12 protein-coding genes are annotated in these 14,324 nt (G+C 69.8%); 5 read left to right on the plus strand and 7 right to left on the minus strand.

Going from position 1 to position 14,324, the window contains the following annotated elements:
• Nucleotides 1-8: 8 nt before the first annotated feature.
• Nucleotides 9-773, minus strand: a complete 765-nt coding sequence (locus KSO97_RS05455; protein WP_232676988.1) for an isoprenyl transferase — start codon at nucleotides 771-773, stop codon at nucleotides 9-11.
• Between the two features lie 11 nt (nucleotides 774-784).
• On the minus strand, nucleotides 785-1,513 hold the full coding sequence (gene recO / locus KSO97_RS05460) for a DNA repair protein RecO (protein ID WP_232676990.1): 729 nt from the start codon (nucleotides 1,511-1,513) through the stop codon (nucleotides 785-787).
• 135 nt (nucleotides 1,514-1,648) lie between these two features.
• Here recO and KSO97_RS05465 point away from each other — a divergent pair, with 135 nt between their 5' ends.
• Complete coding sequence (locus KSO97_RS05465) at nucleotides 1,649-4,399, plus strand: ATP-binding protein (protein WP_232676991.1); 2,751 nt, start codon at nucleotides 1,649-1,651, stop codon at nucleotides 4,397-4,399.
• A gap of 75 nt (nucleotides 4,400-4,474) precedes the next feature.
• On the opposite strand, the gene leuA is transcribed toward KSO97_RS05465, so the two are convergent.
• On the minus strand, nucleotides 4,475-6,214 hold the full coding sequence (leuA, locus tag KSO97_RS05470; protein ID WP_232676992.1) for a 2-isopropylmalate synthase: 1,740 nt from the start codon (nucleotides 6,212-6,214) through the stop codon (nucleotides 4,475-4,477).
• A gap of 451 nt (nucleotides 6,215-6,665) precedes the next feature.
• On the opposite strand from leuA, the gene KSO97_RS05475 reads away from it, so the two are divergent.
• The 4 genes from KSO97_RS05475 (at nucleotide 6,666) to KSO97_RS05490 (ending at nucleotide 9,730) form a co-directional block, all read left to right on the plus strand.
• Nucleotides 6,666-7,244 carry a TMEM165/GDT1 family protein gene (locus tag KSO97_RS05475; RefSeq protein ID WP_232676994.1) on the plus strand — a complete coding sequence of 193 codons (579 nt, stop codon included), beginning with the start codon at nucleotides 6,666-6,668 and terminating at the stop codon, nucleotides 7,242-7,244.
• A 54-nt stretch (nucleotides 7,245-7,298) separates the two neighbouring features.
• Nucleotides 7,299-7,796, plus strand: a complete 498-nt coding sequence (locus KSO97_RS05480) for a flavodoxin family protein (protein WP_232676996.1) — start codon at nucleotides 7,299-7,301, stop codon at nucleotides 7,794-7,796.
• 230 nt (nucleotides 7,797-8,026) lie between these two features.
• Nucleotides 8,027-8,869, plus strand: coding sequence for a septum formation family protein (locus KSO97_RS05485; RefSeq protein ID WP_232676997.1), 843 nt, complete (start codon nucleotides 8,027-8,029; stop codon nucleotides 8,867-8,869).
• 9 nt (nucleotides 8,870-8,878) lie between these two features.
• Entirely contained in the window at nucleotides 8,879-9,730 is an 852-nt protein-coding gene (locus KSO97_RS05490) for a septum formation family protein (protein WP_308188256.1), read from the plus strand.
• 32 nt (nucleotides 9,731-9,762) lie between these two features.
• On the opposite strand, the gene era is transcribed toward KSO97_RS05490, so the two are convergent.
• The 4 genes from era to KSO97_RS05510 all read right to left on the minus strand — a co-directional run bounded on the left by era (nucleotide 9,763) and on the right by KSO97_RS05510 (nucleotide 14,324).
• The gene (gene era / locus KSO97_RS05495) at nucleotides 9,763-10,701 is read right to left on the minus strand and encodes a GTPase Era (RefSeq protein WP_232677000.1); all 939 of its coding nucleotides are present in this window, start codon (nucleotides 10,699-10,701) and stop codon (nucleotides 9,763-9,765) included.
• Complete coding sequence (locus KSO97_RS05500; RefSeq protein WP_232677002.1) at nucleotides 10,698-11,480, minus strand: siderophore-interacting protein; 783 nt, start codon at nucleotides 11,478-11,480, stop codon at nucleotides 10,698-10,700. Before KSO97_RS05500 ends, era begins: the two co-directional genes overlap by 4 nt.
• 159 nt (nucleotides 11,481-11,639) lie before the next feature.
• On the minus strand, nucleotides 11,640-12,944 hold the full coding sequence (locus KSO97_RS05505; protein ID WP_232677004.1) for a class I SAM-dependent methyltransferase: 1,305 nt from the start codon (nucleotides 12,942-12,944) through the stop codon (nucleotides 11,640-11,642).
• A gap of 9 nt (nucleotides 12,945-12,953) precedes the next feature.
• Complete coding sequence (locus KSO97_RS05510) at nucleotides 12,954-14,324, minus strand: FAD-binding oxidoreductase (protein ID WP_308188257.1); 1,371 nt, start codon at nucleotides 14,322-14,324, stop codon at nucleotides 12,954-12,956.

The following is a 14,324-nucleotide window of genomic DNA, read 5'->3' on the forward strand; positions in this document are numbered from 1 at the left end:
CCCCGCCGTCAGGCCTTGCCGTAGCGACGGTCGCGCTCGGCGTAGGTCTGGACGGCGTGCCACAGGGCGCGCCGGTCGACGTCGGGCCAGAGGATGTCGGTGAAGACCATCTCGGCATAGGCCGCCTGCCAGAGCATGTAGTTGGACAGGCGCTGCTCGCCCGACGTGCGCCAGACCAGGTCGGCGTCGGGCAGCTCGGGAACGTAGAGGTGCCGTGCGAACGTGCGCTCGTCGATGCGCTCGGGGTTGAGGCGGCCGGCCGCCACTTCCCGTGCGATCGATCTCGCCGTGTCGGCGAGCTCGGCGCGACCGCCGTAGTTGACGCACATCGTCAGGGTCAGGACGTCGTTGTCGCGGGTCATCTCCTCGGCCACCTGCAGCTCGCGGATCACCGACTTCCACAGTCTGGGTGCTCGTCCTGCCCATCGCACCCGCACACCGAGCTCGTGCATCTCGTCACGTCGCCGACGGATCACATCGCGGTTGAAGCCCATCAGGAATCGCACCTCGTCCGGCGAGCGCGTCCAGTTCTCGGTGGAGAACGCGTAGGCGGAGACGGCCTTGACCCCGAGCTCGATCGCGCCCTCGACGACGTCGAACAGCGCGGCCTCACCCATCTCGTGACCGCGCGTACGGGGCAGGCCCCGCTGCTGAGCCCACCGGCCGTTGCCGTCCATGATGATCGCCACGTGCCGCGGCACCAGCTCCCGTGGCAGCACCGGTGGGCGCGCTCCGGAGGGGTGCGGCGTCGGCGGTCGGACAGGTCGTTTCACGAGCGGCGAACCTACCGCTCGACGTACTCGAGCGACCGCAGCGACCGCTCGAGGTGCCAGGTCACGAAGGCCGCCACCAGCCCACTCGCCTCACGCAGCGCGCGAGGCTCGGCCGCCTCGACGACCGCCCAGTCGCCAGCGAGGAGTGCCCCGAGCAGGAGCACCGTCTCCTCGGATGGGCTGGCCGACCCGGGCAGCCTGCAGGTGGTGCAGAGCATCCCGCCCATCGACGGGTTCAACCACCGATGTGGCCCCGGGCGGCCGCAGTGCGCGCAGTCATCGAAGGACGGGGCGTACCCGGCGACCGAGAGGGCGCGCAACAGGTAGGAGTCGAGCACCTGGCCCGGAGAACGTTGGCCGCCGGCCATCGCCCGGAGCCCACCGACGAGCAGCAGGAACTGCTGCACAGCCGGCTGCCTCTCCTCGGGCACCAGGCGATCGGCGGTCTCGAGCATCGCGGTGCCCGCGGTGTACCGCTCGTAGTCGGCGCCTAGAACCGCGGCGAGCGGAGCCCGGGTCTCGGCCTGGGTCACGACGTCGAAGGTCCGCCCCTCGGCCAACTGCAGATCCACATGGGTGAACGGCTCGAGCCGGGACCCGAAGCGCGAGGAGGTGCGCCGCACCCCCTTCGCGACCGCACGCACCCGCCCGCGCTCGCGGGTGAGGAGGGTGAGGATGCGATCGGCCTCCCCCAGCTTGTGGGTTCGCAGCACGATCGCCTCGTCGCGGTACAGAGGCACGGCCCCATTCTCGCGCGATGAAGCAGACAGCAGACGACGCCGCGCCGCTGCGCCACCGGCTGGGGAGAGGCCCGCCGCCACGCCAACCCCCGACGTTGTCATGCAGAGGGATCGGAGATCCGCCAGACTGACGCCGTGGAGACGAGGGAGTACCCGATCGTGGGCGCACGCGCCGTCGCGGTCGGGCTGACCCTCGTCGCGCTGCTGAACCTCGCTCCGTTGGTCACCCCCAACGACGAGGTGGATTCGTGGTGGAGCTGGATCGGCATCGCGGCAGCGCTGCTGGCTCGTCTCTCGCCGCGCGTGTGGCTGCAGACCACGCTGGCAGCGACAGCGATCGCCGCCGCTGCCGGCGTCCTCGTCGCCGTCGGCCTGGCCAACGGCGCCATCGCCGTCGCAGCTGCGCTCGTGCTCACCGATCTCGGCCGGCACCGTGCGCAGCTGCGCTCCTTGGCCGACCTCGGTCGGTTGACCGTCGCTGCCGCGGTCGCGGGCACCGGCGGCGCCGTGCTCACCTTCGCCGTCGACCTCCGCTCGGACGCGTCGCTGCACCCCGTGTGGGCGGTGTGGCTGAGCTACGCGGACTCGGTGCTCATCCTCGGCGCCCTCGGCCTCACCATCGACCGGATCACCAGGACCCCGCCGCACCGCTGGGCCTTCATCACCCAGCACGTGGCGCTCATCGCCTCGGCTCTCCTCGTGTTCTGGGGCGATCAGGCCGCACCCGTGGTGCTCTCTTCTCTGCCGGTGCTGATCTGGGGCGCCCTCGCCTTCGACATCGGATGGGTGACCCTCCAGGTCGCCCTGTACTGCTCGTTCGTCGCCGCGACCACGGCCTACGGGAACGGACCGTTCGCGGTCGGGGCGGACCGTGGCCTGTTCGATCCGGGCCTGCTGTCGACCTTCGTCCTGGCGACCGCGCTCAGCTGCGCCCTGACGGTGCTCCCCCTCTCGGTGACCGTCGGCACGCGTCGCGACCTGATGGCGAAGGCCGGATCCGATTCACGGCTTCTGCGTCGCAGCTTCAGCGAGTCGCCGCTGGGCATGGTCTTCGCTCGCGATGTCGACGGTGTGCTCGTGATCGACGACGCCAACGACGCCGCCGCACGCATCCTGGGGCGCGACCGCGGCGACCTACCAGGCGCGGCGGTCACCGAGCTCGCGATCCTGACGCGCGAGGACGCGCGGCGGTGGCAGGCGGTGCGAGACGGCGTCATCGAGACCTGGCACGGCCAGTTGGCGATCCGTGGCCGGCCCGACAGCGTGGTCGAGATCGCCGTCGCCGCACTCGACGATCCTCGCCGCGAGCGGTACTACTCCGCGCAGCTCCTCGACGTCACCGCCCAGCACCTGGCCGACCGTCGTCTCCAGGAGGCGCACGAGCTGACCGACGTCACCTTGGACACGGCAGCGTGCGTCATCGTCGTGCTCGACGCCGACGGCACGGTCATCCGCGTCAACGCGGCGACCGAGCGGATCACCGGATTCCTCGCCGACGACCTGCTCGGCCGACCGATCTGGGACTCCCTGCTCCCCTCGCTCAGTCGGGCCGAGGCGGAGGCGATGTTCACCTGGCCCAACCGCTCCGGTTCGCCGATGGTGCGCGAACAACGCACGCGCACGGCGAGTGGTCAGCCACTACTGCTGATGTGGACCGACAACGTCGTCTACGACGCCGACGGCGTGGTCTCCTACGCAGTCCTGACCGGTATCGACGTGACGGCGGAGCGGAGCAGCAGCAGCCTGATGACGCATCTGCTCGAGGCCTCGATCACCACCGCGATCGTGGGTATCGACCTCGGCGGTCGGATCACGTTCGCGAACGCCGGTGCCACCCACCTGCTCGGCTTCGCGCGCCACGACCTGGTCGGGAGCCTGTTCCTCGACCTGCTGGCCCCCTCGGGTGCACAGCAGCGCTCTGCGCCGGACCCGCGGCACTTCTTCACCGACGCGCTCGCAGGGCGCGGCGAGCTCGCCGAGAAGGACGAGACCCGACCCCAGGACTGGGTCTGGACGACCCGGAGCGGCGGTCATCTGATCGTCTCCACCACGTTGAGCCGCACCAGCGACGACGTCCGCGAGCAGGTGGGTTTCCTGGTGGTCGGGCGCGACGTCACGGGACAGCGCGAGGCCCAGCGCGCACTCGTCGACGCGCTGGAGAAGGACCGCACGGCGCTGGAACGGCTCCGCGCGCTCGACCACGCCAAGGACGAGTTCGTCTCGACCGTCTCCCACGAGCTCCGCACACCGGTGACCAGCATCGTGGGCTATACCGAGATGCTGCGCGACGGCACGATCGGCGACCCGAACGACGCGCAGGAGCGGATGCTCGCGTCCATCGCCCGCAACGGCCAGCGGCTGATCGCGATCTGCAACGACCTGCTCCTGCTGAGCGGCTTCGAGTCCGACACCCAGGTCGGGCACCGCGAACGCTTCGACCTTCGTGAGTGCGTCGCGGCCGCGGCCGACTCCGTCGGCGCGCTCCTGGCCAAGAGAGAGCTCAGCTTCTCCACGAACGTGGAGGAGGACGAGGTAGGGGTGATCGGCAACCGCGCACAGCTGGATCGCGTCGTGATCAACCTGCTGTCCAACGCGGTGAAGTTCACGTCGGACGGCGGTTCGGTCACGATCTCACTGACCGCCACCGGTGGACACGCGTTGATCTCGGTGCAGGACACCGGCATGGGCATCCCGGCCGAGGATCGCGAGGCGGTCTTCCAGCGCTTCTACCGCACCGAACGGGCGCAGACCCTGGCCATCCCCGGAACCGGACTGGGGCTGTCCATCGTGGCTTCCATCGTCGAGGCGCACGGCGGCGAGATCGATCTGGACTCCGAGGTCGGCGAGGGGTCGACCTTCCGCGTCCGGCTCCCGCTCTCCAGCTGATCTCTGGTCACGACAGCACTCGTCGTCACGGTGCGGGGGCTGCGCCCCCGCACCGTGATCGGCGGTGACGACACGTCAGCCGCGCTCGCGATTGACAGCGCTGATCACCGCTCGCAGCGAGGCGGTCACGATGTTGGGATCGATGCCGATGCCCCAGACGACGGAGCCACCGACCGCGCATTCGACATAGGCCGCGGCGTAGGAGTCCCCACCGGAGGTCAGTGCGTGCTCGGCGTAGTCGAGGATCCGCACGTCGAACTCCTGCGGCAGCGCGTTGATCGCGTCGCAGAAGGCCGAGAGGGGTCCGTTGCCCTCGCCGTGGAGCGAGTGGATCTCGCCGTCGACGTAGACATTGACGTCGAGGGCGTCCTTCTGGCCCGCAGCGGAGCTGGTGTGCACCGAGTTCAGCTTCAGCGGAGTCACCGTGTCGAGATACTCGGCGCGGAAGATCGCCCAGATCTGCTCGGGCGTGACCTCGCCGCCCTCCGCGTCGGTGTGTCCCTGGATGACCCGGCTGAACTCGATCTGAGCGCGGCGCGGCAGGTCGAGCTTGTGCTCGGCCTTCAGCACATAGGCCACCCCACCCTTGCCGGACTGGCTGTTGACCCGGATGACGGCCTCGTAGCTGCGTCCGACGTCCTTGGGGTCGATCGGCAGGTACGGCACGGCCCAGGCGTGCTCGTCGATCGGGACGCCGGCCGCAGCGGCGTCGCGCTCGAGCGCCTCGAAGCCCTTCTTGATGGCATCCTGGTGCGACCCGGAGAAGGCCGTGTAGACCAGGTCGCCGCCGTAGGGATGACGCTCGGCCACCGGGAGCTGGTTGCAGTACTCCACGGTGCGGCGGATCTCGTCGATGTCGCTGAACGAGATCTCGGGGTCGATGCCCTGGGTGAACAGGTTGAGCCCCAGGGTCACCAGGCACACGTTGCCGGTGCGCTCGCCGTTGCCGAACAGGCAGCCCTCGATCCGGTCCGCACCGGCGAGGTAGCCCAGCTCGGCGGCGGCGACGGCCGTGCCACGGTCGTTGTGCGGGTGCAGTGAGAGCACGACGTGCTCGCGGTGGTTCAAGTGGCGATTCATCCACTCGATGGAGTCCGCGTACACGTTCGGCGTCGCCATCTCCACCGTGGCCGGCAGGTTGATGATGACCGGACGATCGGCGTTCGGCTCGAAGACGTCCAGCACGGAGTTGCACACCCGCACGGCGAACTCCAGCTCGGTACCGGTGTAGCTCTCGGGGCTGTACTCGTAGAAGATCGCCGTCTCCGGGATCGACTCCTCGTACTTCTTGCACAGCCGCGCACCCTGGACGGCGATGTCCTCGATGCCGTCCATGTCCAGCCCGAAGACCACGCGACGCTGCAGCGTCGAGGTGGAGTTGTACAGGTGCACGATCGCCTGCTTGGCACCACGCAGGGACTCGTAGGTGCGCTCGATCAACTCCTCACGCGCCTGGGTCAGCACCTGGATCACGACGTCGTCGGGGATGTGCTGCTCCTCGATGAGCTGACGCACGAAGTCGAAGTCGGTCTGGCTCGCGCTCGGGAAGCCGACCTCGATCTCCTTGTAACCCATCGCCACGAGCAGCTTGAACATCTTCAGCTTGCGCGCCGGCGACATCGGGTCGATCAGGGCCTGGTTGCCGTCGCGCAGGTCGACCGCACACCAGCGGGGTGCGGTGGTGATCTGTCGATCGGGCCACGTGCGGTCGTGCAGCACGACGGGGATGAAGGGGGTGTAGCGCTGATGCGGCATGCCGCTGGGCTGCTGCGGATTGCGGTGCTCGCTCGACGCGTTCGATGGGGCGTTGCTCATGTCTCGACTCCTGCTGGGACGCTGCTCGGATGGTCGCCGGCGCGTACGGAACTCCGCAGCGAGGAGGTCGGCGGATCAGACCTCGCTGCGGCAGCGAAGGAGGAGCAGGTTCGTCATCTCGACGATCGTACCCGCGTCCCCTCGGTGAGCGCACCTCGGCCCGTGACGTCGGCCACCTCGGCGGGTGCCGATTGCAGCGCAGGAGCGCGAGTGCCCTACGCTGGTGACCGAGAAAGGGAGTAGTCCCCAATCGCTGTGTCGACACACTGCCGAACCGGTTCGCCGGAGCGGCCGGTGCAGCGGGCCCCACCCGGATCGGACCAGAGTCCTGGCCGTTCCGCTCCGTGAGGCGGACGAGACTTTCGACCGAGCAGCATCCCATTCGGACGCGCCCGGTCGAAGGCGCGTCCAGCCCGGAGACGTCTTCGCCCGGGCTGGAGAGGAATCCCTCATGTACGCCTTCTTCCTGAGCACGGCCGTGATCTTCGTGGCCGAGCTCGGCGACAAGTCGCAGTTGATGGCGATGACCTTCGCGACGCGCTACCGCGCCCGCGACGTCATCATCGGCATCACCGCGGCCACCGCCATCGTGCACCTGGCCTCGGTGGGCATCGGCTACTGGATCGGCGACTCCTTCGCCGACAGCCAGGACACCATCGCGATCGTCGCCGGTGTCGCGTTCCTCGGCTTCGCCGCCTGGACCTGGCGCGGCGACGAACTGACCGAGGACGAGGCCGACAAGGCCCGGCGCAGCACCGGCTGGGCGATCCTGGCGGTCGGTGTCGCGTTCTTCCTCGCCGAGCTCGGCGACAAGACCATGCTCGCCACCATCACCCTGGCCACGCAGGAGGGATGGCTGGGTACCTGGATCGGCAGCACCGTGGGCATGGTCGCCGCGGACGCGCTCGCGATCGCCGTCGGCGCGGTGCTCGGCAAGCGCCTTCCCGAGCGCGCCATCAAGATCGGGGCGACGTCGGCGTTCGTGCTCTTCGGCATCCTCCTGATCCTCGAGGGCGCAGGCGTCCTCTGACGCGACGGTGCACACGGACGCGTCCGCGCAGGGTCGCCATGACACGCTGAGGTCATGGCGACCCTGCTCGTGATCCACCACGCGCCGACGCCGTCGCTGCGCGCCCTCAGCGACTCGGTGATCGCAGGCGCACGTGACGACGCACTCGACGACGTCCAGGTCCGCTCCATCGCGGCCCTGGAGGCAAGCGCCGAGGACGTCGTGGCCGCTGACGGTGTCGTGCTCACCACCAGCGCCAACTTCGGCTACATGAGCGGTGCCCTCAAGCACTTCTTCGACTCCGCTTTCCTCCAGATCGGGGGCGCTCTCGACGACGGCGGCGGTGCCGGCGACGACGCGGGCGTGGCCTCTCCCGGTGGCAGGCTCCCGTTCGGCCTGCTCGTCCACGGGCGCTACGACACCACGGGCGCGGTGCGCTCGGTCTTGGCCATCACGGGAGCACTCCCGTGGCGACAAGTCGCGCCGGTGCTCGAGGTCCTCGGAGACGTCGGTGACGCCGAACGCGAGGCCGCGTACGAGCTGGGGGCGACCGTCGCGGCGCTGCTGACATGAGAGGACGCCGCCGTGGCAGGGATGCGACCTCGCGCGGCTACGATCGCAGCGTGCTAGGAGATCGCACGGATAGGGGCTGTCGAGGTGGGCGTCGTTCCGGGGCGTGCATGAGTGCCGCCGAGGAGGGAGCCGTGCCGGAGGCACGGCGACGCTCGAGTTGGTGCTCAGGTGCGTGCGGGGGCGGCGACCAGCCGACATCTGCCCTCTCCGTGCGATCCATCAGGGTGCGCATGGCGACGCGGCCGACCGGCCGAGGCGGAGTGGGACGTCGTCCCGCTGCGCCGACACGCCTGGCGGTCGCGCTCGGTCTGGGCCTTCTCCCCGTGGGGTGCGGCGACCCGGCCGACGACTCCGTCGACCCCGACCAGGTCGACGCCGTCGAGGCACCGAGGCTCGGCGCCTGCCGCATGCTGACCGTCGCCGACCTCGCCGAGCAGACCAATGCCACGGTGACCGTGCCGTGCAGCGAACGACACACAGCTCAGACCTACGCCGTCGGCGACCTTCCCGCCGACCTGCGCGACGCCGACCGTGACTCCGCCGAGGTCGGCGCCTTCGCCTACGACACGTGCTCGACGAAGTTGCAGAAGTTCCTCGGTGCCGACGAGAGCCTGGCGATGCGCACGATCGTGAGCTGGGCCTGGTTCCGCCCCTCGGCGCGGGCCTGGGACAAGGGGGCGCGCTGGTACCGATGCGACGCCGTCGGCGGAGGCGACCACAGTCTCAGCCTCGCCGCCCTGCCGTCGCCGTCGGCGGAGGGGATGCTCCAGGGCCGCCCGGACGATCGCTGGATGGTCTGCGCCCAGGGTGCGTCGGTCAGCGAGTCGCCGAAGATCGCCTGCTCCCAGCCTCACGACTGGCGCGCCGTCACCACGATCAAGGTCGGCGAACCGAACGAGGCCTACCCCGGTGACCAGGAGGTCGAGATCACCACGCGCGACTTCTGCTCCGACTCCGTGGGTGCGTGGCTGAACTACCCGGTCGACTTCGAGTACGGCTACACCTGGTTCCACCAGGACGAGTGGGACGCGGGCAACCGCCGCTCGGTCTGCTGGGCCAAGACCTCGGACTGATCGATCGCCGTGACGCGCACGCCGCCGCTCTGGCGCCGCCGGACCTGTCGGCCTGCCCCAGCGGTACTTCTCCTGGGGCTGAGCCTCCTCGTCGGTTGCTCGGGCGGCGACGTCGAACCGGCCGCCGACTCCACGCCGAGCGCGACCCCACTGCCGACGGCGACTCCTCCCGCGGACCCACCTTCCCCGGCTTGCTACCGGCTCTCCTTCGAGGAGGCGCTGTCCCCCACCGCCTCCTCGGTCCCCCCCGTGCGGTGTCGCGGCCGTCATACGGCGCAGACGTTCGCCGTCGGTCGCATCGACAACGTCGTCGATGGGCACCTGCTCACCGTCGACTCCGAACGCGTCCAGCAGCGCGTCGCCCGCGCATGCCCCGAGCGCCTCGGCACGTTCCTGGGCGGGAGTCTGGAGGAGCAGCGCCTGAGCGTGCTCCGCGCCGTCTGGTTCACTCCGACCCTCGACGACGCCGAGTCGGGCCAGGACTGGTTCCGCTGCGACGTCGTGGCCGTCGCGGGCAGCGATCGGCTCGCCGTGCTCCGCTCCTCGCTCGAGGGAGTGTTGACTACGCCGAAGGGGCGCGAGACGTGGGGAATGTGCGCTCCGACCGGCCCCGACGACGAGGGCTTCGTCCACATGCCGTGCGCACAGGAGGACGCCTGGCGCGCCGTCTCGGTCGTCGCGCTGTCGGGGCGCCGCTACCCGGGCGCCGCACGGATCACCGCGGTCGGGCGGGAACCCTGCCAGGACGCTGCCCGTCGGCTCGCCGATGACCCCTTGGACTACCAGTGGGGCCTCGAGGGGCCCGATGAGTCCCAGTGGGCCGCAGGTGAGCGGTTCCTCCGCTGCTGGGCACCGACCTGACGACGAACGACGCGGTCCTCAGTAGCTGAGGGTCAGAAACCGAGCTTGCGCAGCTGACGCGGATCGCGCTGCCAGTCCTTGGCGATCTTGACGTGCAGGTCCAGGTAGACCGGTGTCCCGAACAGCGACTCGATCTGTCCGCGGGCCCGCTTGCCGACGTCGCGCAGTCGGGCGCCGCGATGGCCGATCACGATGCCCTTCTGCGACGATCGCTCGACGTAGAGACTCGCGTGGATGTCGAGCAGCGGCTTCTCCGCAGGCCGGTCTGGGCGCAAGCCCATCTCCTCCACCACGACGGCGATGGAGTGCGGGAGCTCGTCGCGGACGCCGTCGAGGGCCGCCTCACGGATCAGCTCGGCCGCGAGCACCTCGTCGGGGGCGTCGGTGAGGTCGCCGTCGGGGTAGAGCGGTGGGCCCTCGGGAAGCAGTGCCACCAGGAGGTCGGCGAGCAGACCCACCTGATCGCCACCAACCGCGGAGACGGGGACGATCTCGGACCAGGTGATGCCCACCTCGGCCCCCAACGCCGCGACGTCCAGGAGGTGCTCGGCGATCCGCTCGGGCGAGACCAGGTCGGTCTTGGTGGCCACGGCCACCTTGATCGGGCGCTTGAGCTTGGCCAGCTCGGTGGCCAGGAAGCGGTCGCCCGGACCGATCTTCTGGTCGGCCGGGAAGCACAGCGCGACGACGTCCACCTCCGACCACGTCGTCATCACCAGGTCGTTGAGCCGCTCCCCGAGCAGGGTGCGGGGGCGGTGGACGCCGGGGGTGTCGACCAGCACCAACTGCGCGTCGGGCCGGTGCACGATGCCCCGGACGACCGTGCGCGTGGTCTGGGGCTTGTCGCTCGTGATCACGACCTTCTGGCCGACCAGGGCGTTGGTCAGCGTCGACTTGCCGGCGTTGGGACGCCCGACGAAGGAGACGAATCCCGACCGGTGTCCCGGCGCTTCTGTACCTGTCGTGCTCATGACTCTCGCGCCTCGTCGTAGTCGGCCCAGATCTGCTCGTCGGTCTTGCCAGCGGCCTTGCCCGTGCGCCAGATCGGACCGGGATCCACCGCACGCGGCTGCCGGGCGGTGCCGCCGCGCCAGTAGCCCATGACGTCGTAGGCGGTGCTGGGCAACCGCCGTTCACGCATCAGGTGCTTGCGGATCGCACGCATCTGAGCCGACTCGCCGGCCATCCAGAAGTACCCGTCGCCCGTCGGCCAGTCGATCCCCGCCACCGCGTCGGCGAGGTTGCTCGCGCCGTCACCCGGCTGCGGGAGCCAGCGCACGCCCTCCAACGGGGCGAGGTAGTCCGACAGCTCCTCGGCGTCGGGCACCTCGGCCCAGGCGTGCACCGGCACCTGGGCACTCGCAGCGATCCGCGCCATGGCCGGGAGCGCCGTCAGGTCGCCGACGAGCATTAGCCACGTCGCCTCCGGAGGCATCGCGAACGAACCCTTGGGGTCTGAGACCGTGCAGATCTGCCCTGCGCAGTCGGTGCGCACCCATTCGGTGACGAGCCCGACGTCGTGCACCACGACGTCGAGCACCAAGGACGCGGCCTCGGGATCCCACGAGCGGACGGTGTAGTACCGACTCTGGAACTGACCGGGTGGGACCAGCGCGACCCACTCGTCGGGGATGCCGGTCGAGGCGAAGCCGGCCAGGCCGGGGCCGCCGAGCTCGAGACGCACGAGATGCTCGCTGAGCTGCTCACGTCGTCGGACGACTGCTTCATAGGTTGCCGCCCGCGTGCTCATCGGGGCCAATCTAGTGGTGTGTCCGAGAAGTTGTGAAACGGCTGGCATGCCTCACGTGGGCGCGACGCAAGGCGCCGGCGCGCAGCCATGCCGGGCCGTCCCGAACTGCCCGGACGTGCCACGAGTGCGATCGCTCGGACGACGCGCTGCGCCCCACGCTCACCAGGTCGGGCGCAGGGGGAATCCGTCGGATCCGTCCGGCCCGACCTTGACCCCGAGCACCTGGGCGAGCTGCACCTCGTTGCGCTCGAACCCGATGCGGCAGGCCGCCATATAGAGCCCCCAGACCCGCGCTGTGCCTTCACCGACCTCGGCGACGCAGGCATCCCAGTGGTCCACGAGGTTCTGGTTCCAGGCCGCGAGCGTCCGTGCGTAGTGCAGGCGCAGATTCTCGGTGTGCATGACCTCGAAGCCGGCGTCCTCGGCTTCGGTGATGATCGTGCCGCTCCCGGTCAGCTCGCCGTCGGGGAAGACGTAGCGATCGATGAACGCGCCGGCCGGGGTCGGTCGGTTGTGGTGCCGGGTGATGCAGTGGTTCAGCAGGCGCCCCTCCGGGCGGAGTCTGCTGTGGAGGAACCCGAAGTAGCCGGGGTAGTTCTGCACCCCGATGTGCTCGGTCAGTCCGATCGAGCTGACGGCGTCGAAGTCGCCTTCACCCACCTCGCGGTAGTCCAGGTGCCGCACCTCGGCGAGGTCGCCGAGGCCGTCGCGATCGATCGCCTCCTGCGCCCAGGAAGCCTGCTGGGCGCTGAGCGTGACACCGAGCGCGTGCACGCCGTACTCGCGCGCCGCGTGGCGCACCATGCCACCCCACCCGCATCCGACGTCCAGCAGGCGCATGCCCGGACGGAGGTCGAGTTTGCGGGCGACCAGATCGAACTTCTCGTACTGGGCTTCCTCGAGTGACGCGTGCTCGCTCGGGTAGACCGCGCACGTGTAGGCCATCGAGGGTCCGAGCACGTGGCGGTAGAACGCGTTCGAGACGTCGTAGTGGTGGTGGATCGCCTCGGCGTCGCGCGTCATGGAGTGCCGCACGCCCTCCATCACCCGGCGCCACCGCGGCAGGTGCTCCTGGGGCGGTGGGGGCGGTGGCTTGAGGGAGGAGAGACCGAGACCTCGGACGATCGCCAGCAGCTCACCGGCGGTCGGCGCCCTGAACTTGGTGTGGTCCTTGAGGCGTTGCATCACCGCGTAGGGATTGCCGGGATGCTCGCCGTGGATGACCAGGTCGCCTGCGGCGTAGGCACGGGCCAGACCCAGGTCGCCCGGCGCGGTCAGCAGGTACGCCAGCCCGCGCTGATTGAGCAGTTCCAGGGTCACTTCAGAGTCCGCGGGACCGGCCGCACTCCCGTCGTAGGCCTCGAACCGCAGCCGTAGCCCGTCGCGGAGGAGCGTCTCGACCGCGTCGCCGATCGTGAGTGAGCCGCGGTCGGACTCGTTGCGTCGGGAATCGATCAGTGCCATGGGGTCACCTCACCTGTTGCTCACGGTCTTGTCATAGAGCGACGTCAGTCGGTCGTCGGGATCGAAACGCTGCTTCACGGCCGCCAGAGCGGCGCCTCGGTAGAGGCGATCGAAGGTGTCGCGGTCGTAGAACGCCTCGGAGTAGAGCGACTTGTGCCCACCCAGCTCGTGGACCCGGCGCTCGATCGCGCGGTTCAGGGGCGCCGCGGGCGCCTCGTCACCGACGTGCACGGTGCCCCAGAAGCCCGCGTTGACGTAGACGCGGCCCGGGTCGAGCGGATAGGTGGTCCACGCGCGCTGCGCGACGAGGGGGCAGAGCCAGACCGGTCTCATCCCGACGGCCGCGTCGAACCACTCGACGAAGTCGCCGATCCGGTCGAGCGGCACCTCGATGTCCTGCACGACGCGTTCCCGCAGGGGACGGCCCGCGCGCCGGTCGAGCCGATCGGCGATGCCGAAGCGACGGTCGAGTCCCAGGAGCCGCATGTAGACGTCGGATCGACGCCACCGGCGCGGCCAGAGGCGCCGCACTGTCGGGTTCTGGGCACCGAACGCACCGGAGCACCAGAACCAGTCGGTGTCCCACCGCCACAGGTAGTCCTCGACGGTGAGAAGGTCCATCGTGCGCTCGCGGATCGAGCGGAAATAGATCTCCTGCCCCGTGTAGTCCGATGGTCGCCTGCCGCCGGTGGTCGCCTGCCACGACGCCAGGGTGAGGTAGAGCTCGTCGGGCGCGAACGCGACGCCGTCGAGGCCGTCGACGGGCTCGTTCTCGAACTCCCCGGTCTCGACGATCGCCGCGACGGCGTCGGACCAGGAGCGTGCGTCGTCGAAACGCCGATGTCGCAGTCCCACGTAGGAGGACACCGCCTCGAGCTCGATGAGAAGGCGGGTGGCGTAGCCGAGCGAACCGTAGGAGTTCGGAAACGCGTCGAAGAGCGTGTCGCCCGGATGCGTCGTCACGACCGTGCCGGCGCCGGTGAGCACGTCCATCTCCAGGACCGACTCGTGCGGGAGGCCGTTGCGGAAACTCGTGGCCTCGATCCCGAGACCCGCGACGGCGCCCCCGAGCGTGATGGTGCGCAGCTGCGGCACGACCATCGGCATCAGCCCGTGTGCGAGCGTGACCTGGACCAGTCGCTCGTAGGTGCACATGCCCTGGACCTGCGCCGTGCGGCGGTCGGTGTCGACCTCGATGACGTCGCAGAGCCCGCTGACGTCCAGGCCCGGTCGCTCGATGCGTTCGCGTGCGCGGAACAGGTTGGAGGTCTGTTTCGCCAGGCGTACCGGCTCTCCAGGCCCGATCGCCTCGTAGGACGCCGTCAGGCGTTCCACCGCACGCGCGTGCTCTTGCCAGGCCCCGGGTTCAGACACGACCAC

Origin of the sequence: Nocardioides sp. R-C-SC26, assembly GCF_021246465.1 — a bacterium.
Classification (GTDB): Bacteria; Actinomycetota; Actinomycetes; order Propionibacteriales; family Nocardioidaceae; genus Nocardioides.

Bases quoted from the DNA above. Each gene is read 5' to 3' on its own strand.
- leuA (WP_232676992.1), bottom strand. From the start codon at position 6,214: ATGAGCAACGCCCCATCGAACGCGTCGAGCGAGCACCGCAATCCGCAG.
- KSO97_RS05475 (WP_232676994.1), top strand. From the start codon at position 6,666: ATGTACGCCTTCTTCCTGAGCACGGCCGTGATCTTCGTGGCCGAGCTC.
- KSO97_RS05480 (WP_232676996.1), top strand. From the start codon at position 7,299: ATGGCGACCCTGCTCGTGATCCACCACGCGCCGACGCCGTCGCTGCGC.
- KSO97_RS05485 (WP_232676997.1), top strand. From the start codon at position 8,027: ATGGCGACGCGGCCGACCGGCCGAGGCGGAGTGGGACGTCGTCCCGCT.
- era (WP_232677000.1), bottom strand. From the start codon at position 10,701: ATGAGCACGACAGGTACAGAAGCGCCGGGACACCGGTCGGGATTCGTC.
- KSO97_RS05500 (WP_232677002.1), bottom strand. From the start codon at position 11,480: ATGAGCACGCGGGCGGCAACCTATGAAGCAGTCGTCCGACGACGTGAG.
- KSO97_RS05505 (WP_232677004.1), bottom strand. From the start codon at position 12,944: ATGGCACTGATCGATTCCCGACGCAACGAGTCCGACCGCGGCTCACTC.